This window comes from Mycolicibacterium sichuanense, from assembly GCF_033741125.1.
Lineage (GTDB): Bacteria > Actinomycetota > Actinomycetes > Mycobacteriales > Mycobacteriaceae > Mycobacterium.
This window is the reverse complement of record NZ_JAWQPU010000006.1, coordinates 74,530-91,778: the sequence shown is the minus strand read 5'-3', so window position 1 is coordinate 91,778 and position 17,249 is coordinate 74,530. Positions and strand designations below refer to the sequence as shown.

Below are 17,249 nucleotides of genomic sequence, written 5' to 3'. Positions count from 1 at the left end.
AACGTGTTTCGAAATTCTCGGCCATCCCCTCCGGCAGCGTGGTCCAAGGTTGGCTGGCTACCGTACCGCCCATGCAGCATGAAACATCACGCGGATGCGGTGGCCGGCGGACCTCCCGGCGCGACGTGCTCCGCTACGCCGCCAGCGCACCAGTGTTGTTGAGCCTGAGTGCAATCCCCATCCTCGAGACCCCGGCTGCTCGGGCGTCGTCCAGCCTGGCCGGCAAGATCGTGTTCCTGGATCCGGGCCACAACGGCGCCAACGACGCCTCCATCAACCGGCAGGTGCCGACCGGACGCGGTGGGACGAAGGAATGCCAAACCACCGGCACCACGACCGACGCCGGCTATCCCGAACATACGTTCAACTGGGACACGGTGCTGCGCATCCGAGCGGAGCTCACTCAGCTGGGCGTTCGCACCGCCATGTCGCGCGGTGACGATGATGCTATGGGGCCCTGCGTCGATCAGCGCGCGGCCATGGCCAACGCCCTGCGCCCCGATGCCATCGTGAGCATCCACGCCGACGGCGGTCCCAGTGGTGGACGCGGGTTTCACGTCAACTACTCCAACCCGCCGCTGAACGACGCGCAGTCCGCGCAGGCGCCCCGGTTCGCCACCGTCATGCGTGACCAGCTGGTCGCCGCGGGGTTGCAACCATCGACCTACCGGGGCACCGACGGCTTGTACGGTCGTGCGGACCTGGCAGGCCTGAACCTGGCGAGGTACCCCTCGATCCTCATCGAGATGGGCAACATGAAGAACCCCGACGATGCCGCGATCCTGGCCTCCGCCGGCGGCCGGGCGGAGTACGCCAGCGCCGTCACCCGCGGAATCGCTTCCTACCTAACGGCGACCTGAGGGACGTGCGTCAGACGCGGTCGGAGAAGTCCGCGCGGTAGTCGGTGAACCGCACCGGATCGCGGTGTGTACCGCGCGCGGGGCCTGCGCCGAAGATCGCCGGCCACAGCAGGCCGAAGGCGAGCAGAGCCACCGCCAGTACCCAGGCCAACCACCGTCGGATCATGCCCACCTCCCCCCGTGAGTGCTCTCTCGAGCATGCCCGTCGCCCGTCCACTCGTCGACCGGCACTCACCCTAGGACCATCCACCCAGCGGTGGCCGAACTTCGACTAGCCGACATAATTAGCCATGCGACAAAGGGGCGGTGACGTGTCGCCCCGGTTGCTCGTCGCCACCCTGAGCCTGGTCGCGCTCACCGTGGCGGTGCTGCAGACCGCGGTGGTCCCGGTGCTCGGCATCATCTCGGCGCAGTTGCACGCCTCCCCGGTCGCGGTCAGTTGGGCGGTCACGGCGAACCTCCTCGCGGCCGCCGCGTCGACACCGCTGATCGGCCGGCTCGCCGACCTGCATAACAAGAAGCACGTCCTGCTGGGTGTGCTCGCCGTCGTCCTCATCGGGTCGGTGCTGGCCGCGACGACGTCCTCGCTGGCGCTGCTCATCCTCGGGCGCGTGCTGCAGGGCGTGTCGTACGCGCTGTACCCGATCTGCGTGGCCATCCTGCGCGACGAACTGCCCGAGAACGGTGTCGTCGGTGCGCTCGCGGTGCTGTCGGGGACGCTTGGCTTCGGCGGGGGCATGGGTCTCGTGGTCACCGGCCTGCTGGTCGACGGTGCCGCCGACTACCACCGGGTGTTCTGGCTGACGACCGGCTTCGTCGCACTCGTCGTCGTCGGGGTCATCGCGATGATCCCGTCCCGGCAGGCGAATGCCGACGGCACGATCGACTGGCTGGGTGCGGCCGGATTGGCCGCGGGGCTGTCGGCCGTGCTGCTGACGATCACGCAGGGAAACTCGTGGGGCTGGACGGCACCGGCGACGCTCGGCGCGGCAGCCCTCGGTGCGATCGTGCTGGTCGCCTGGTGGGCCTGGGAACGCCGCCGCTCCCACCCGCTGGTGTCGACGACGATGCTCACCCGCCGGCCCGTGCTGCTGACCAACCTGGCGACGGTGTTCGTCGGCATGGGGCTGTACTTCGGATTCCTCGGCCTTACGCAGTTCGTCCAGGTCGATCGGTCCGCCGCGGGATACGGCTTCAGTGCGTCTGTGCTGCACGCCAGCGTGGTGTATCTGCTGCCGGGGGCGTTCGCCGGCTTCGTCACCGCCACCGTCAGTGGCCGGTTCATCGACCGCTTCGGCGCTCGTCCTGTGCTGGTCAGCGGTGCGTTGGCCGGCGTCGTCGGCTTCCTCTGGCTGGCGCTGGCGCACTCCGCTCCGTGGCAGGTGATCGTCGCGGGCATCTGGACCAACGCCTACATCAGCCTTGCCTACGGGGCGCTGCCCGCGCTGGTGGTCGGCGAGGTCGATGGAAGCGAGACCGGGGTGGCCACCGGCGTCAACGCAATCGCCCGCACCGTGGGCAGCGCGATCGCAGCCGCGCTGGTGGCCGTGCTGCTCTCGGCCACCGCGGGGAGCACCGGCCTGCCCGCCGAGCATGCGTTCGTGATCATCTTCGTCGCGGGTGCGGTCACGGCAGCACTGGCGATGGTACTCATCGCGCTGTCACGCAATGGCCGGCGCACAGTGGTCTCGCCGGAGGCCGCCGTGGACTCGCGAGCGATGAATCACGAATGGGGCTGAGCAGCAACGCCCCTCGGATGTTCAGCGGCGTTGTACGGCACCGACCCGGTCGGCGGCGACGGCGACGGCCGCATCCCGGGCCGCGCTCGCCTCGTCCTCGGTGAGCGTTCGGTCGGGTGCGCGGAACCGCAGCGCAAGTGCTAGCGACTTGTTGCCCTCGCCGATCTGTGGACCCACGTAGACGTCGAAGATCCGGACGTCCTCCAGCAGTTCACCAGAACCTTCGCGGACGGCGTCGACGACCGCTTGGGCCGCGACGTCGTCGGCCACGATCAGGCTGACGTCCTGGAACACCGCGGGGAACGGTGACACCGCGGGTGCGGGCAGCGGCTCGACGACCGGAACGGCGCTTAGATCGAGCTCGACGGCACATACGCCCTTGGGCAGCCCGGTCCGTTCGATGACTGCCGGATGCAGCTGACCGGCGTAGCCAATGATGTTGCCGTCCAACAGGATCTGCGCGCAGCGACCCGGATGCCACGGCAGCTGCTGGGCGGCGCGGAACTCGAAGTCGACGTGGCTGGCTCGGCCGATGACGCGGACGGCCTCGAACGCGTCGGTCGCCTCGACGGGGCGGCCCGGGCCCCAGGGCCCGGCCGGTTCGCGCAGTCCCGTCAGTACGACGCCCACGTGCAGGGGCTGGCGGGGCAAGGCCGCATCGAGGGCCGCGATCTCGTCATCGGTGGGCCGGCGGTCGACCGGCAGGGGGTCGATGGCCTTGGTCTCGGAGGTGGCCAGCACCACCTGCTCGATGCCGAACAGCGCGACGTCGGGAGCGCCGCGAGAGACGTTGCGCATCAAGGCCTCCAGCAGCCCCGGCAGCAGTGTCGAGGCGAGGTGGGGCCGGTCGGACTCCAGCGGATTCTGCACCTGCATGGTGGCACGTCGCGGATCGTCGGCGGGTAGTCCCCAGGCGTCGAAGATGCCCGCAGGCAGGAACGGTGTTGGCAGGACCTCGACGAAACCGTTGAGCGCCAACGCCTTGCCGATCGCGCGCCGTCGCTTCTGGGTGGGGCTCAGGCCCCGGCCCGCAGGCGCCGACGGCAGGACCGACGGAATCCTCTCCAGGCCCTCCAGCCGCAGTACCTCCTCGACGAGGTCGGCGGGCTGCTTGAGGTCGGTGCGCCAACTCGGCGGTACGACGGTGATGGTGTCGTCATCGGCAGTGACCGATCCGCCGATCTGGGTCAGCCGACGGACGGTGGCGCCGGCCGGGTACTCGACGCCAGCCAACCGGTCCGGCAGATCCACGGGCATCGAGACCGGTGCGGGTGACCAGTCCTGGCGGGGCGGCTCGCCTCGCCAATCAGTCAGCGTGGGTTCGACGGTGCCGCCGGCGATCTCGGCCAGCAGCGCAGCGCAACGGTCGACGGCGGCCACCGAGATCGCGGGGTCCACGGTGCGCTCGTAGCGCCGGCTTGCCTCGCTGACCAGACGCAGGCGGCGCTGGGTGCGCGAGATGGTCGCCGGATCCCACACCGCTGCCTCCAGCAGTAGGTCGGTGGTGTCGTCCCTGACCTCGGTCGTGCCGGCTCCCATCACGCCACCGATCGCGGCGGTCGCCACGTCGTCGACGATCAGCACGTCGCCCGGATCGAGGGTGCGCGTGACGTCGTCGAGGGTCACGACTGTCTCCCCCGGCTCGGCGAAGCGCACGTCGAACCCGCCGTTGATCAACCTGCGATCGTGGGCGTGCATCGGATGACCGATCTCGAGCATGACGTAGTTGGTCACGTCCACGGCCGGTGAGATGGCGCGGATGCCGCTCAGCAGCAACCTGCGCTGCAGCCACCAGGGCGACACCGCGGTGGGATCGATGCCCGTCACCGGGCGAAGCGCGAATCGTTGAACCCCGGTACCGGGTTGCACGGTCAGCGGCCACGCCTCACCGGTGGCGGGCAGTGGGGCCACGTCCGCCGGATCGACGAAGCCGAGGTCGAGGGCGCAGGCGATCTCGCGGGCCATTCCGCGGACGGATAGGCAGTAACCGCGGTCCGGCGTGATCGCCAGGTCGAACACGACGTCGTCGAGGCCAAGGACGTCCACGGCGGGATCGCCGGGGACGGCGGTGCCCGGCGGCAGTATCAGGATTCCGGAGTGTTCGGTGCCCAGATTCAGCTCCGAAGCCGAGCAGATCATCCCGTCGGAGGTCCGGCCATAGGTCTTGCGCTTGGCGATCGTGAAGTCACCGGGCAGGGTGGTGCCGGGCAGGGCAACCACCACCAGATCGCCAACGGCGAAGTTGGTTGCGCCACACACGATGTCGCGTGGATCAACTTCCCCGACATCGACCTTGCATGCGCGGATCGGCTTCTTGAACTCGGTGAGCTCCTCGATCTCGACGACCCGGCCGACGGTCAGCGGCCCGGTGACCGGGCCGACGGGGATGACGTCCTCGACCTCGTGGCCGATTCCGATGAGCGCGCGCTCGAGCTCCTCGGGTGAGACGTCCCAGTCGGGCGCGCCGGCTCGCACGACGTCGCGCAGCCAGCTGTAGGGAAGGCGCATCAGGCTCCGACTCCGAACGGGAGGGAGAACCGGACGTCTCCCTCGACCATGTCACGCATGTCGGGAATTCCGTTGCGGAACTGCAGCGTTCGCTCCAGGCCCATCCCGAAGGCGAAACCGGAGTACTCTTCGGGATCGATGCCGCAGGCGCGCAGCACGTTCGGGTTGACCATGCCGCAGCCACCCCATTCGACCCAGCCCGGCCCGCCCTTCTTGTTCTCGAACCAGATGTCGACCTCGGCCGACGGCTCGGTGAAGGGAAAGAAGTGCGGCCGTAGGCGGGTCCGCCCCTTCGGGCCGAACTCAGCCCGCGCGAACGCGTCCAGCGTGCCGCGGAGGTTTGCCATCGTCAGCCCGCGATCGACCGCGAGACCCTCGACCTGATGGAACACCGGAGTGTGGGTGGCGTCGAGCTCGTCGGTGCGAAACGTGCGTCCGATCGAGACGATGTACACCGGAAGGTCGCGCTCGAGCAAGGCGCGGATCTGCACCGGAGAGGTGTGGGTCCGAAGCACCTGCCGCGACCCGTCGGGCGCGATCTGAAAGGTGTCCTGCTCGCTGCGGGCGGGGTGATCCGGCGGGAAGTTCAGGGCATCGAAGTTGAACTGCTCGGTTTCGACCTCGGGTCCCTCGGCCAGTTCCCAGCCCATCGCGACGAACACGTCGGCGATGTGGTCGGCGAGGATCGTGATCGGATGCCGAGCCCCCAGCGGCTGCCGGGAGGACGGCAACGTCACGTCGATGCGCTCGGCCACCAGCGCGGCAGCGTCGCGTTCGGCGCGCAGCACCTCGATTCGGGCGTCGAATGCCGTCTGAGCGGCCGTCCTGGCCATGTTGACCCGCTTGCCCGCGTCCGCCCGGTCGGTCTTGGCCAGCGTGCCAAGCGATTGGCGCGCCAACGCGATCGGCGACTTGTCACCGAGGTGTTCGGTCTTGGCGCGCGCCAGGGCATCCAGGTCGCCGGCATGCTCGAAGGCCTGCCGGGCCGCGCTGACGGCAGCCGTCAACGCCTCCTGCGACAGTCCCGACGTGTCCGGCTGATCTACCACCCGGCGATCATAGCGACGGCTGGGGTGTGACTCGCGATACCCTCACGCGGTGATCATGCGCCCGGTGATCGTGGCGGCCGCCTGGGTCGTCGCGATCCTGGCCGCCCTGGCGACGGTGTTCACGTCGTGGTGGTGGGCGCTTCCGGCGCTGGTGCTGCTGGGTTCGGCCGCGCTGGGAACGTGGGATCTGGTGCAGACCGAGCACACCATCCTGCGGGTGTACCCGGTCCTGGGTCACGTCCGCTTCCTGATGGAGCTGATCCGCCCCGAGATCCGGCAGTACTTCATCGAGTCCAACACCGAGGCGACGCCCTTCGACCGCGAGACCCGCGACATGGTCTACGAGCGGGCGAAGGGCACCAAGGGCGACGAGCCGTTCGGCACCGAACGCGACGTCAACGCGCTGGGCTACGAGTTCCTTCGCCACTCCCTGCGCGCTCATCTCGCCGAGGACCTGGACCCCAGGGTCCGGTTGGGCGGGCCCGACTGCACGCAGCCCTACGACATCGCGATGCTCAACGTCTCGGCGATGAGCTTCGGCGCGCTGTCCGCCAACGCCATCGAGGCACTCAACGCCGGCGCCGCCCGCGGCGGATTCGCCCACGACACCGGCGAGGGCGGCATCAGCCCATATCACCTGCGCGGCGGCGGTGACCTGATCTGGGAGATCGGGTCCGGTTACTTCGGGTGCCGCGATGCCGATGGCCGATTCGATCCGGTGGCGTTCGCCGAGAAGTCGACGATGCCCGCCGTCAAGGCGATCTCGATCAAGCTGTCGCAGGGCGCCAAGCCGGGGCTCGGCGGGGTGTTGCCCGGCGCCAAGGTCAGCGCCGAGATCGCGGCCACCCGCGGTGTTCCGGTCGGCAAGACGGTGGTGTCACCACCGTCGCACAGCGCGTTCGGAACCCCCACCGAGCTGCTGACGTTCATCGCCACCCTGCGGCGTCTCTCGGGTGGCAAACCGGTCGGATTCAAGCTGTGCATCGGCGCCCGCACCGAGTTCCTCTCGATCTGCAAGGCCATCCTGGCCACGGACATCGCCCCGGACTTCGTCATCGTCGACGGTGCCGAGGGCGGCACGGGCGCGGCGCCACAGGAGTTCGAGGACCATGTCGGCATGCCCCTGACCGAGGGGCTGATGCTGGTGCACAATTGCCTGGTCGGAACGGGTCTGCGGGACCGAATTCGGGTCGGCGCGTCGGGCAAGGTGGCGAGCGGGGTCGACGTCGTCAGCCGGGTGTGCCAAGGCGCGGACTTCCTGATGGCGGCCCGCGCCATGATGTTCGCCGTCGGATGCATCCAGGCCCTCAAGTGCAATACCAACCGCTGTCCCACCGGTGTGGCGACGCAGGATCCGTCGCGCAGCCGGGCACTCGACGTCCCCGACAAGACCGAGCGAGTCTTCAACTACCAGCGCGCCACCGTCGCCAGCGCCGCGCAGATCGTCGCCTCGATGGGGCTCGACGGGTTCCACGAGCTGTCCCCGGCGATGCTGAACCGCCGGATCGAGGGTCAGCGGACGGCGACCTATGCCGAGATCTACGACTGGCTGATGCCGGGCGAGCTACTCGAGGATCCGCCGCAGTCGTGGCGCTCGGACTGGGTCGAGGCATCCGCCGACGAGTTCCGCTGAGCCCGCACGGTTGGTGATCGAGGCCGACTATGCCTCGGGGAGGTCCTCACCGGCGCCGTCGACCACCGGCAGATCCTTGCGTGCCTTCACCCAGTACATGGAGAGATCGTCGGGAACGCCGGGTACCTTCGCCGAGAACAGTTGCTTGCGTACGCGTTTGACGGTGATCCCGAGCGCGTCGAACTCCTCCTCGGCGATGCCCTCGAGGGTGACATTGGAGATCACCAATCCTCCCCTGGTGGCGCGGTTCATCACCCGCGAGGCCACGTTGACGTCGACGCCGAGCCAATCCGAGCCGATGCGCTGCGGTCGACCGGTGTGGATGCCCGCCCGCATCAGGGGCCGATAACCGCCCACCTCAACGGTTTTGACGGCCTCCAGGGCGGCGAGCACGGCACGAACGGCGGTAGCGGGGTCGGTGAACACCGCCATCGAGCCGTCGCCCATCCGTTTGACGACTCGGCCGCCCGCCTCCAACAGTGGGGGCTCGGTCACCTGCGTCACCCGTCGCAGCAGTTTCAGGGTGGCGTCGTCTCCGGCCCGAAGCGACCATTCCGAGAATCCGACGAGATCGGTGAACACCAGCGTGACCTCGGGGTTCACCGGGTGCCCGGACACCCGTTCGGTGAGCGCCTGCCACACCTGAAGGCCGGCGAGGCTCACCTCGCGGGTCGCGGCGTGCCGGTCGAGGATGCGATCCGCCGCACGCGCAGCGGCCCGGGGACCACCAACACCGGCCGCGGACAACGGATCCCCGAAGTCCGGGTCACCGGGCAACGCCCTGCGGGCACGCCGCAGGAAGGCGATGACACCGGGATCGTGGTTGGTGTTCTTCAGCCAGGACAGTGGCCCGCCGCTCCCCCGTCCGCCGGACCGTTCCTCGAACGATTCGACCTCCACGCCGTCAACCCTAGGTGCCGGGCGCTGGCGGCGGCAACGACGCGCGTCGCGGATCGGTAACGGTGCGGGTGGACGCGCCCGCGGGTCGTGGACAACGACTGTTGTCACGATTATGTTGGCCGCACAGCCCACCAGCGCGGAACTCTGCGAGGACGCGATGACCATGAAGTCGACGACGGCCGACCCGCTCGGCCCGGATTCGCTGACCTGGAAGTACTTCGGTGATCTCCGCACGGGGATGCTCGGCATCTGGATCGGGGCGATCCAGAACATGTATCCCGAGCTCGGGGCCGGCGTCGAGGACCACTCCATCCTGCTGAGGGAGCCCTTGCAGCGGGTGGCCCGATCCGTCTATCCGATCATGGGCGTGGTCTACGACGGCGACCGTGCCGCCGCCACCGGGGCACAGATCCGCGGCTACCACGAGAGCATCAAGGGAACCGACGCCGACGGGCGCCGCTACCACGCACTGCACCCCGAGACGTTCTACTGGGCGCACGCGACCTTCTTCATGCTGATCATCAAGACCGCGGAGTACTTCTGCGGCGGGCTGACCGAGGCCGAGAAGCGCCAGTTGTTCGACGAGCACGTGCAGTGGTACCGGATGTACGGCATGAGCATGCGGCCGGTGCCCAAGTCGTGGGAGGACTTCCAGCGCTACTGGGAGGTCACCTGCCGCGACGAGCTCGAATTGAACAAGGCGACGCTGGACATCCTCTCGATCCGCATTCCCAAGCCGTGGTTCGTCGCCTTGCCAACCCCCGTCTGGGACCAGCTGTTCCGACCGCTGGTGGCTGGGCAGCGCTGGATCGCCGCCGGCTTGTTCGACCCAGCGGTGCGGGAGAAGGCCGGGATGCGGTGGACCCCGAGCGACGAGGTGGTGCTGCGGCTGTTCGGCAAGCTGGTGCAATTGGCCTTCGTCGCCGTACCCGACGAGATTCGCTTGCATCCACGGGCATTGGCGGCCTACAAGCGGGCATCCGGACGATTGCCCGCCGACGCCCCACTGGTCGAGGCGCCCAGCTTCGTGGGTCCGCCGCGTGAGCGCCGCAGCCTCCCGGTGCACTACGTGCCAGGACGCAAATCGCTCGTCGAACGCGCCGGTTCGCTGGTGCACACCACGTTCTCACTCGCCGGTCTTCGCCCCGCGCGTAGCCGGCAGTCATCGGGAAGGGCTGCCTGAATGCTCGAATGGTCAGACGTCGACGTCGCCGTCCGCGATGCCGTCCGCGACTTCGTGGACGAGGAGATCCGGCCGCACGTCGACGATCTCGAGAGTGGCGACATGGCGCCCTACCCGATCATCCGAAAGCTGTTCGCCACCTTCGGCATCGATACGATGGCCAAGGAATCACTGGAGCGCCGGCTGGCCAAGATGCGCGACGGCGACCGGGCCTCGGGGGGTTCGTCCTCCGGTGGCATGTTCGGTGGCGGCGGGGACCAGGCTGGAATGGGCTTCGTCCTGGTGAGCGAGCTGTGCCGGGTGTGCATGGGCGTGGTGACCGGCATGGGCGTCAGCCTCGGCCTGACGGTTCCGACGATCGCGTCGCGGGGCACGCTCGCGCAGCAGGAGCGCTGGCTGCCCGAGCTCGTCACCTATGAGAAGGTCGGCGCGTGGGCGATCACCGAACCGGATTCGGGGTCCGACGCCTTCGGCGGCATGAAGTCCTACGTGGTGCGCGATGGCGACGGCTACGTCCTCAACGGTCAGAAGACGTTCATCACCAATGGCCCGGATGCGGACGTCACCGTCGTCTACGCCAAGCTCGACGAGGGTGATCCAACGGCCAGCAAGCGGGACCGCAAGGTCCTCACGTTCGTGCTCGACAAGGGCATGAAGGGGTTCGTACAGTCGAAGCCCTTGCGCAAGATGGGCATCCACAGCTCGCGCACCGGCGAGCTGTTCTTCGACGACGTACGTCTCGGTCGCGACCGGCTCCTCGGTGAGACCGAGGACGACGAGCGGGGCGACGGCCGCGACAGTGCCCGGTCGAACTTCTCCGCCGAGCGCATCGGTGTCGCCGCGATGGCGCTCGGGGTGATCGAGGAGTGTCTGCGCCTATGCGTGGAGCATGCCAAGACACGCACGCTCTGGGGACGGGAGATCGGTCGGTTTCAGCTCATCCAGCTCAAGCTGGCCAGCATGGAGGTCGCCCGGATGAACGTGCGCAACATGCTGTTCCGGGTCATCGAGGCCGCGCAGGCGGGGCATCCGATCACACTGGCCGAGGCGTCGGCGATGAAGTGGTACTGCTCCCAGGCCGCCACCGACGTTGCCATGGAGGCCGTGCAGCTGTTCGGCGGCAACGGTTACATGACCGAGTACCGGGTCGAACAGCTCGCCCGCGACGCCAAGTCCCTGATGATCTACGCGGGCAGCAACGAAGTGCAGATTACCCATGTCGCAAGGGGTCTGCTCGGCGACTGACGCGCGAGCTTTGGTACAGGCAGATCGCCGCTGCCGCAGCAACGTTCAGGCTTTCGGCGCTGCCGGACATCGGAATGGTGACCCGCGCGTGGGCGCGTGCGGCCACGTCGGCGGACAGGCCATGGGCCTCGGTACCGAACAGCCAGGCCGTCGGGGCGGTCAGGTCGGCATCGTCGAGGGACAGCTCGCCGTCCAGTGTCGTGGCGAGCACCCGCAGGCCGGCTGCGCAAAGCGCCGCGATCAGCTCGGCGGTGTCGGGTGCCTGGATGACGGGCAGCCCGAAGATGCTGCCCGCCGAGGCGCGCAGGCACTTGCCGTTGAACGGGTCCACGCCAGCACCGGCCAGGACGAACGCATCTGCGCCCATGGCGTCGGCGAGCCGGATCAAGGTGCCTGCGTTGCCGGGTTCGGAGGTCTCGACGGCGACGGCAACCAGGCGCGGTGACGCGGCCAGCACCTCGGCCAGGTTCGTCTCCGGCATCGTGCAGACCGCGACCAGACCGACTGGAGTCACCGTGTCCGACAACGACTTCGCGGCCTTCTCGGTCACCAGGTGGGTCGGCGTGTCGGCAAGCAGATCGGCGAACCGTTGGGATGCGGCCTCGGTGACGAAGACGTCGGTCACCAGCCCGCGCACGAGGGCCGCCTCGACGAGGTTGGGGCCTTCGGCCAGGAAGAGGCCGGTACGCCTTCGGCCCACGTGGCGCAACAGCTTGGCTGCTGCGACCACGCGGGCCGAACGTTCGGTGAGGGGTGCTATCAGGCGGCTTCGCCGGCCGGGGCGTTGACGTCCTCGGGCAGCGCGGCCCGGGCGACCTCGACGAGCGCGGTGAACGCCTCCGGATCGCTGATCGCGATCTCGGAGAGGTTCTTGCGGTCGACCTCGACGCCGGCGAGCTTGAGGCCCTGGATCAGCCGGTTGTAGGTGATGCCGTTGGCGCGGGCCGCAGCGTTGATCCGCGAGATCCACAGCTTGCGGAAGTCACCCTTGCGGGCCTTGCGGTCGCGGTAGGCGTAGGTCAACGAATGGAGCTGCTGCTCCTTGGCCTTGCGGTAGAGCCGTGACCGCTGGCCGCGGTAGCCCTTCGAAGCCTTCAGTACGGTACGCCGCTTCTTCTGGGCGTTGAGTGCGCGCTTCACGCGTGCCATGGGGTGTTCCTCTTCTCGTGCGGGTCAGGTGGGGCCTGTGAAGGCGTGTCAGGTCAGCCGTTGAGCATCTTGTTCACGCGGCTGGCATCGTTCGCCGCGACGACGGTGCGGCCGTCGAGCCGACGGGTGCGCTTGCTCGCCTTGTGCTCGAGCAGGTGGCGACGGCCAGCCTTCTGGCGCACGATCTTTCCGGTGCCGGTCTTGCGGAAGCGCTTGGACGCTCCGCTGTGAGTCTTGGCCTTGGGCATGAGTCCTCAGTTCTCGTGGTGGATCAGGTCGTGGGTGGAGCCGGTGGTGCGTCGCTCGGCGGTGCCGCGGGCGCAGCCGGGGCAGGTGCCGCGCGCTGCGCGGGTGGCGCAGCAGCGTCGTGCGCCGCCCGGGCCTTGGTCTTAGCTCCGCGGTGGGGAGCCAGCACCATCGTCATGTTGCGACCGTCCTGCTTGGCGGACGTCTCGACGAAGCCGTAGTCGGCGACGTCGGCGCCCAGCCGCTGCAAGAGGCGGTAGCCCAACTCGGGCCGCGACTGCTCGCGACCCCGGAACATGATCGTCACCTTGACCTTCGACCCTGCTTCGAGGAAGCGGACGACGTGACCCTTCTTGGTCTCGTAGTCGTGGTCGTCGATCTTGGGACGCAGCTTCTGCTCCTTGACGACGGTCTGCTGCTGGTTCTTGCGAGACTCGCGCTCCTTGAGTGCCGTCTCGTACTTGAACTTGCCGTAGTCCATGATCTTGCAGACCGGGGGCTTCGCAGCCGGAGCAACTTCGACGAGGTCGAGATCGGCATCCGCGGCGACGCGGAGGGCATCTTCGATGCGCACGATGCCTACCTGCTCACCGTTCGGTCCGATCAAACGGACTTCAGGTACACGTATGCGCTCGTTGATGCGGGTCTCAGTGCTGATGGGGCCTCCTATGTAGTCTTCGAGGAGTCCACGCCATCAGCGTTCTGCCCAATAGAGCAGAATGGCCCTGCATGTGCAGGGCCCAATGCCGACCGATCACGACTATTGTCGCCTGCGCATTCACGCAGAACAGACACCTCGGGTGTCTGTGACCGGACCGTTGAACCTGGTGGGTCAACGGTGGGAGTGGGACTCCACTTGCTGTCCTGGCGTACGCCGGGACGGTCGCGCGTGCCAGTCTAGCAGGCATGACCGAGGATCCTGCATTCCCCGAATCGTCCGTCCGCGAGCTCGCCGAAATCCCCGCCGTCGAGGTGATCACCAGGGCGGCCGTGATGCTGATGAGCGCGGCAGCCGAGAAGCTTGGATTGTCGCAGGACGATCCCGACGAGTCGCCTTATCGAGATCTGGACGAGGCGCGACGCCTCATCACTGCCCTGGCGGGGTTGGTCAAGGCCTCCGCCGAATACCTGGGTCCGCACGCCGGCCCGGTGCGTGACGGACTCAAGCAGTTGCAGCTGGCGTTCCGCGAATCGTCGGCCTTTCCCGACGAGCCAGGGCAGGGTCCTGGCGAGAAGTACACCGGTCCCGTCTGGTAGCCAGTGAACTCGCGAGACCACTGCCAACACTTTGACGGCGTAAGCGAATATCCTCGCGGCCTATGACGCTGACTACGCCCAAGCAGCAACGGACGTCACCCCTGCGCTGGGTTCCCGCCGGCGCGGGCTGGAGCGTCGGCGTCATCGCGACCCTGTCGTTGGCAGCCAGCATCTCGCCGCTGGTGCGGTGGATCATCAAGGTGCCGCGCGAATGGGTCAACGACTACATCTTCAACTTCCCCGACACCAGCTTCGCCTGGGCCTTCGTGCTGGCGCTGCTCGCTGCGGCGCTGGCCGCTCGCAAGAGCGTGGCGTGGTGGATCCTCGTCCTGTACATGGTCGCGGCCATCGGCTGGAACGTCGGTGACCTCTCGACCGGGCCCGAGTCGGTCATGGAGGACATCGGGGAGATCATCGGCCTCGGGTTCCACGTGGCGGCGATCGCCCTTCTGGTGCTGGCCCGCAAGGAGTTCTGGGCACGGGTTCGGCGCGGTGCGCTGATCAAGGCGGCCGCGACACTGGCCGCCGGAATGGCCGTCGGAATCCTCATCGGCTGGGGCCTGCTCGAGATGTTCCCCGGTTCGCTGGAACGCGACGAACGGTTGCCGTACGCGGCCAACCGCGTCGTCGTGTTCGCCGGCGTCGACGCCGATGCGTTCGGCGGTCACCACCCGCATGTCTTCGTCAACGCCCTGCTCGGCCTGTTCGGTGCCTTGGCATTGATGGTCGCGGCCATCGTGCTGTTCCAGTCTCAGCACGCCGAGAATGCGCTCACCGGTGAGGACGAGTCGGCGATCCGCGGCATCCTCGAGCTGTGGGGCAAGAACGACTCGCTCGGGTACTTCGCCACCCGGCGTGACAAGTCGGTGGTGTTCGCCCCCAACGGGCGGGCCGCCATCACCTACCGGGTGGAGGTGGGGGTCTGCCTGGCCAGTGGTGACCCGCTCGGCGACCCGCGGGCCTGGCCGGCGGCCATCGGGGCCTGGCTGACTCTGTGCCAGGCCTACGGCTGGGCGCCGGGCGTGATGGGGGCCAGCGCCACCGCTGCGCAAGCCTTCCGGGAAGCCGGTTTGAACGCTCTCGAGCTCGGCGACGAGGCCATCCTGTATCCGGATCGGTTCAAGCTGTCCGGGTCCGAGATGAAGCCCGTCCGGCAGGCCGTCACCCGGGCGCGGCGGGCGGGTCTGACGGTGCGCATCCGCCGCCACCGCGACCTGACCCCCGACGAGATGGCCCGCGTCATCGAACGGGCCGACGAGTGGCGCGACACCGAGACCGAACGAGGCTTCTCGATGGCACTGGGCCGACTCGGTGATCCGGCCGACGGCGACTGCATGCTCGTCGAGGCGGTCCAGGCCAGCGCCAACGGTGACGACGCGGTGGTGGCCATGCTGTCGTTGGTGCCGTGGGGCACCAACGGGGTGTCGCTGGACCTGATGCGCCGGTCCCCCGGCTCTCCCAACGGGACCAACGAGTTGATGGTCAGTGAGTTGTGCTTGCAGGGCGAGGACATCGGCGTCACCCGTATCTCGCTGAACTTCGCGATGTTCCGCTCCGCCTTCGAGGAGGGCGCGCAACTCGGCGCGGGTCCGGTGGCGCGGTTGTGGCGAGCCCTGCTGGTGTTCTTCTCGCGCTGGTGGCAGCTCGAGACGTTATACCGCTCGAACATGAAGTACATGCCCGAATGGGTGCCGCGCTTCGCCTGCTACGAGGACGCCCGGCTGATCCCCCGGGTCGGCATCGCATCGGTGATCGCCGAGGGCTTCCTGGTGCTGCCGTTCAGCCGGCGCAACAAGCAGGACAGCGGAGAGCACACGGGCCAACACATCTCCGCCCCCGAGAACCTGGTGAGCACTGGTCGGCTGCAACACGACGGCAGCGCGCCCGACCTCAGTGGTCTCGAGTTGGGCGGTGCCGACGAGGACGTCGTCCAGCGGTTACCCGAACAGGTCAGAGTGCGGATGGCCAAGCTGAAGACGTTGCAGGACAAGGGCGTCGATGCCTACCCCGTGGGCCAGGCGCCCAGTCACACGATCGCCCAGGCCCTCGGCACCGCGGGTGACACCGTGACGGTCGCCGGTCGGGTGTTGCGCATCCGCGACTACGGCGCCGTGCTGTTCGCCGACCTGCGCGACTGGTCTGCCGAAGTGCAACTGCTGCTTGATAATTCGTGCCTGAACGACGGTGGTGTCGCGGAATTCACCAGGGCCATCGACCTCGGCGACCTCCTCGAGGTGACGGGCACCATGGGCGTCAGCAAGAACGGAACGTCGTCACTGCTGGTGACGGACTGGCGGTTGATCGGCAAGTGCCTTCGGCCGCTGCCGGACAAGTGGAAGGGCCTCACCGACCAGGAGGCCCGGGTGCGTACCCGCTACGTCGACCTGGCCATCAACACCGAGGCCCGGGACCTGATCCGGGCCCGCAGCCAGGTGCTGCACGCCATCCGGGAGACGTTGTTCGCCAAGGACTTCCTCGAAGTCGAGACCCCGATCCTGCAGCAGATCCACGGCGGGGCCAACGCTCGCCCGTTCGTCACCCACATCAATGCCTACGATCTCGATCTCTACTTGCGGATCGCGCCCGAGCTCTACCTCAAGCGGCTCTGCGTCGGCGGCGTGGAGCGAGTCTTCGAGCTGGGCAGGGCGTTCCGCAACGAAGGCGTCGACTTCAGCCACAACCCCGAGTTCACCCTGCTGGAGGCCTACCAGGCGCACGCCGACTACAACGTCTGGATAGACGGCTGCCGCGAGCTCATCCAGAACGCCGCCCTCGCCGCCAACGGGTCCCACGTGGTCATGCGGCCCCGCGACGACGGCACGCTGGAACCGGTCGACATCTCCGGGCGGTGGGCGGTAAAGACCGTGCACGGTGCGGTGTCCGAGGCGCTGGGCGAGCACGTCGACACGAGCACCGACCTGGCGACGCTGCGACGCTTCGCCGACGCCGCGAAGATCCCGTATCAGACGCACTGGGACGCTGGTGCCGTCGTCCTCGAGATGTACGAGCACCTCGTCGAGGATCGCACCGAGAACCCGACGTTCTACAAGGACTTCCCGACGTCGGTGTCGCCCCTGACCCGGCCACACCGCAGCCTTCCCGGGGTCGCCGAGCGGTGGGACCTGGTGGCCTGGGGCGTCGAGCTGGGCACCGCCTACAGCGAGCTGACCGATCCCGTCGAGCAACGTCGGCGGCTGCAGGAGCAGTCGTTGCTGGCTGCCGGTGGTGATCCGGAGGCCATGGAGCTCGACGAGGACTTCCTGCAGGCGATGGAGTACGCGATGCCCCCGACGGGCGGCCTGGGTATGGGCGTGGACCGCGTCGTCATGCTGATCACGGGCCGCAGCATTCGCGAGACGCTGCCGTTCCCACTGGCCAAACCGCGCTAACGGCCACTTCACAGCCCGCTTGCAGGAACGGCGGACACCATGGCGTCGTGACATCGTGGTCGGCAGCCGGAGCCTTCCGGCAACAGCACCT

15 protein-coding genes are annotated in these 17,249 nt (G+C 68.2%); 7 read left to right on the top strand and 8 right to left on the bottom strand.

What is annotated here, in order from left to right:
• Nucleotides 1-71: 71 nt before the first annotated feature.
• The gene (locus tag SBI80_RS18765) at nucleotides 72-860 is read left to right on the top strand and encodes an Rv3717 family N-acetylmuramoyl-L-alanine amidase (RefSeq protein ID WP_318976321.1); all 789 of its coding nucleotides are present in this window, start codon (nucleotides 72-74) and stop codon (nucleotides 858-860) included.
• Nucleotides 861-870: 10 nt separating this feature from the next.
• Here SBI80_RS18765 and SBI80_RS18760 read toward each other — a convergent pair whose 3' ends face one another.
• Nucleotides 871-1,026 (bottom strand): hypothetical protein, encoded by a 156-nt coding sequence (locus SBI80_RS18760; protein WP_318976320.1) that lies wholly within the window; start codon nucleotides 1,024-1,026, stop codon nucleotides 871-873.
• Nucleotides 1,027-1,150: 124 nt separating this feature from the next.
• Between SBI80_RS18760 and SBI80_RS18755 the strand changes: the two genes are divergently transcribed.
• Nucleotides 1,151-2,599, top strand: coding sequence for an MFS transporter (locus SBI80_RS18755; RefSeq protein WP_318976319.1), 1,449 nt, complete (start codon nucleotides 1,151-1,153; stop codon nucleotides 2,597-2,599).
• 21 nt (nucleotides 2,600-2,620) lie between these two features.
• Here SBI80_RS18755 and pheT read toward each other — a convergent pair whose 3' ends face one another.
• Together pheT and pheS are read right to left on the bottom strand one after the other, a co-directional pair.
• The gene (pheT, locus tag SBI80_RS18750; RefSeq protein ID WP_318976318.1) at nucleotides 2,621-5,107 is read right to left on the bottom strand and encodes a phenylalanine--tRNA ligase subunit beta; all 2,487 of its coding nucleotides are present in this window, start codon (nucleotides 5,105-5,107) and stop codon (nucleotides 2,621-2,623) included.
• Nucleotides 5,107-6,156: a phenylalanine--tRNA ligase subunit alpha gene (pheS, locus tag SBI80_RS18745; RefSeq protein WP_413232752.1), complete on the bottom strand. Its 1,050-nt coding sequence runs from the start codon at nucleotides 6,154-6,156 to the stop codon at nucleotides 5,107-5,109. Before pheS ends, pheT begins: the two co-directional genes overlap by 1 nt.
• Before the next feature lie 52 nt (nucleotides 6,157-6,208).
• Between pheS and SBI80_RS18740 the strand changes: the two genes are divergently transcribed.
• Nucleotides 6,209-7,789 (top strand): FMN-binding glutamate synthase family protein, encoded by a 1,581-nt coding sequence (locus SBI80_RS18740; protein WP_318976685.1) that lies wholly within the window; start codon nucleotides 6,209-6,211, stop codon nucleotides 7,787-7,789.
• Nucleotides 7,790-7,816: 27 nt separating this feature from the next.
• Here the strand turns inward: SBI80_RS18740 and SBI80_RS18735 are convergent, their stop codons facing one another.
• Nucleotides 7,817-8,689, bottom strand: a complete 873-nt coding sequence (locus tag SBI80_RS18735; RefSeq protein ID WP_318976317.1) for an adenylate/guanylate cyclase domain-containing protein — start codon at nucleotides 8,687-8,689, stop codon at nucleotides 7,817-7,819.
• A 157-nt stretch (nucleotides 8,690-8,846) separates the two neighbouring features.
• Between SBI80_RS18735 and SBI80_RS18730 the strand changes: the two genes are divergently transcribed.
• Together SBI80_RS18730 and SBI80_RS18725 are read left to right on the top strand one after the other, a co-directional pair.
• Nucleotides 8,847-9,872, top strand: coding sequence for an oxygenase MpaB family protein (locus SBI80_RS18730; RefSeq protein ID WP_318976684.1), 1,026 nt, complete (start codon nucleotides 8,847-8,849; stop codon nucleotides 9,870-9,872).
• Nucleotides 9,873-11,117, top strand: a complete 1,245-nt coding sequence (locus SBI80_RS18725; protein WP_318976316.1) for an acyl-CoA dehydrogenase family protein — start codon at nucleotides 9,873-9,875, stop codon at nucleotides 11,115-11,117.
• On the opposite strand, the gene SBI80_RS18720 is transcribed toward SBI80_RS18725, so the two are convergent.
• The 4 genes from SBI80_RS18720 to infC are packed head-to-tail and all read right to left on the bottom strand — an operon-like array spanning nucleotide 11,083 to nucleotide 13,170.
• Nucleotides 11,083-11,847, bottom strand: a complete 765-nt coding sequence (locus tag SBI80_RS18720; protein ID WP_318976315.1) for a TrmH family RNA methyltransferase — start codon at nucleotides 11,845-11,847, stop codon at nucleotides 11,083-11,085. The two genes, SBI80_RS18725 and SBI80_RS18720, sit on opposite strands and share 35 nt — an antisense overlap.
• Nucleotides 11,848-11,876: 29 nt before the next feature.
• On the bottom strand, nucleotides 11,877-12,266 hold the full coding sequence (rplT, locus tag SBI80_RS18715) for a 50S ribosomal protein L20 (RefSeq protein WP_318976314.1): 390 nt from the start codon (nucleotides 12,264-12,266) through the stop codon (nucleotides 11,877-11,879).
• 53 nt (nucleotides 12,267-12,319) lie between these two features.
• Nucleotides 12,320-12,514: a 50S ribosomal protein L35 gene (rpmI, locus tag SBI80_RS18710; RefSeq protein ID WP_318976313.1), complete on the bottom strand. Its 195-nt coding sequence runs from the start codon at nucleotides 12,512-12,514 to the stop codon at nucleotides 12,320-12,322.
• Nucleotides 12,515-12,537: 23 nt separating this feature from the next.
• Nucleotides 12,538-13,170, bottom strand: coding sequence for a translation initiation factor IF-3 (infC, locus tag SBI80_RS18705; RefSeq protein WP_318976683.1), 633 nt, complete (start codon nucleotides 13,168-13,170; stop codon nucleotides 12,538-12,540).
• 248 nt (nucleotides 13,171-13,418) lie between these two features.
• Between infC and SBI80_RS18700 the strand changes: the two genes are divergently transcribed.
• Nucleotides 13,419-13,769, top strand: coding sequence for a DUF1844 domain-containing protein (locus SBI80_RS18700; protein ID WP_318976312.1), 351 nt, complete (start codon nucleotides 13,419-13,421; stop codon nucleotides 13,767-13,769).
• 62 nt (nucleotides 13,770-13,831) lie between these two features.
• Nucleotides 13,832-17,158 carry a bifunctional lysylphosphatidylglycerol synthetase/lysine--tRNA ligase LysX gene (lysX, locus tag SBI80_RS18695; RefSeq protein WP_318976311.1) on the top strand — a complete coding sequence of 1,109 codons (3,327 nt, stop codon included), beginning with the start codon at nucleotides 13,832-13,834 and terminating at the stop codon, nucleotides 17,156-17,158.
• The last annotated feature ends 91 nt before the right edge of the window (nucleotides 17,159-17,249 follow it).

Coding starts and splice junctions, on each gene's coding strand:
- SBI80_RS18765 (WP_318976321.1), top strand. CDS start 72: ATGCAGCATGAAACATCACGCGGATGCGGTGGCCGGCGGACCTCCCGG.
- SBI80_RS18760 (WP_318976320.1), bottom strand. CDS start 1,026: ATGATCCGACGGTGGTTGGCCTGGGTACTGGCGGTGGCTCTGCTCGCC.
- SBI80_RS18755 (WP_318976319.1), top strand. CDS start 1,151: ATGCGACAAAGGGGCGGTGACGTGTCGCCCCGGTTGCTCGTCGCCACC.
- pheT (WP_318976318.1), bottom strand. CDS start 5,107: ATGCGCCTTCCCTACAGCTGGCTGCGCGACGTCGTGCGAGCCGGCGCG.
- SBI80_RS18730 (WP_318976684.1), top strand. CDS start 8,847: ATGACCATGAAGTCGACGACGGCCGACCCGCTCGGCCCGGATTCGCTG.
- SBI80_RS18725 (WP_318976316.1), top strand. CDS start 9,873: ATGCTCGAATGGTCAGACGTCGACGTCGCCGTCCGCGATGCCGTCCGC.
- rplT (WP_318976314.1), bottom strand. CDS start 12,266: ATGGCACGCGTGAAGCGCGCACTCAACGCCCAGAAGAAGCGGCGTACC.
- rpmI (WP_318976313.1), bottom strand. CDS start 12,514: ATGCCCAAGGCCAAGACTCACAGCGGAGCGTCCAAGCGCTTCCGCAAG.
- SBI80_RS18700 (WP_318976312.1), top strand. CDS start 13,419: ATGACCGAGGATCCTGCATTCCCCGAATCGTCCGTCCGCGAGCTCGCC.
- lysX (WP_318976311.1), top strand. CDS start 13,832: ATGACGCTGACTACGCCCAAGCAGCAACGGACGTCACCCCTGCGCTGG.